Raw genomic sequence first — 1018 nt, forward strand, 5'->3', positions numbered from 1 at the left:
TGTCTAAAGAAAAATTTGAACGTACAAAACCGCACGTTAACGTGGGTACAATCGGCCACGTTGACCATGGTAAAACCACTTTAACAGCAGCAATCACCACCGTATTGGCAAAACACTACGGCGGTGCAGCCCGTGCATTCGACCAAATCGATAACGCGCCTGAAGAAAAAGCGCGTGGTATCACCATCAACACCTCTCACGTTGAATACGACACGCCAACCCGTCACTACGCACACGTAGACTGCCCGGGACACGCGGACTATGTTAAAAACATGATTACCGGTGCGGCGCAAATGGACGGTGCTATTCTTGTCGTAGCGGCAACCGACGGCCCTATGCCACAAACTCGTGAGCACATCTTATTAGGTCGTCAAGTAGGCGTGCCTTACATCATCGTATTCTTAAACAAATGCGACATGGTAGATGACGAAGAGTTATTAGAATTAGTTGAAATGGAAGTGCGTGAACTTCTTTCTCAATATGACTTCCCGGGCGATGATACCCCAATCGTACGCGGTTCTGCATTAAAAGCGCTTGAAGGCGATGCACAATGGGAAGAAAAAATCCTTGAATTAGCAAGCCACTTAGATACTTACATCCCTGAGCCTGAGCGTGCTATCGACCAACCGTTCCTTCTTCCAATCGAAGACGTGTTCTCCATCTCCGGTCGTGGTACCGTAGTAACAGGTCGTGTTGAGCGCGGTATCATCCGTACCGGTGATGAAGTTGAAATCGTAGGTATTAAACCGACTGCGAAAACCACCGTAACCGGTGTTGAAATGTTCCGTAAATTACTTGACGAAGGTCGTGCAGGTGAAAACATCGGTGCATTGTTACGTGGTACTAAACGTGAAGAAATCGAACGTGGTCAAGTCTTGGCGAAACCGGGTTCAATCACTCCGCACACCGATTTCGAATCTGAAGTGTACGTATTGTCCAAAGAAGAAGGTGGTCGTCATACTCCATTCTTCAAAGGTTACCGTCCACAATTCTATTTCCGTACGACTGACGTAACCGG

The 1018-nt window shown here is 47.6% G+C and carries 1 protein-coding gene; it reads left to right on the top strand.

Annotation, left to right across the window (positions count from 1 at the left end; translation table 11 throughout):
• A partial coding sequence (gene tuf, locus DK430_RS13085) for an elongation factor Tu (protein ID WP_109079479.1) occupies positions 1-1018 on the top strand: 1018 nt, incomplete at both ends.

Origin of the sequence: Aggregatibacter kilianii, from assembly GCF_003129965.1 — a bacterium.
Lineage (GTDB): Bacteria > Pseudomonadota > Gammaproteobacteria > Enterobacterales > Pasteurellaceae > Aggregatibacter > Aggregatibacter kilianii_A.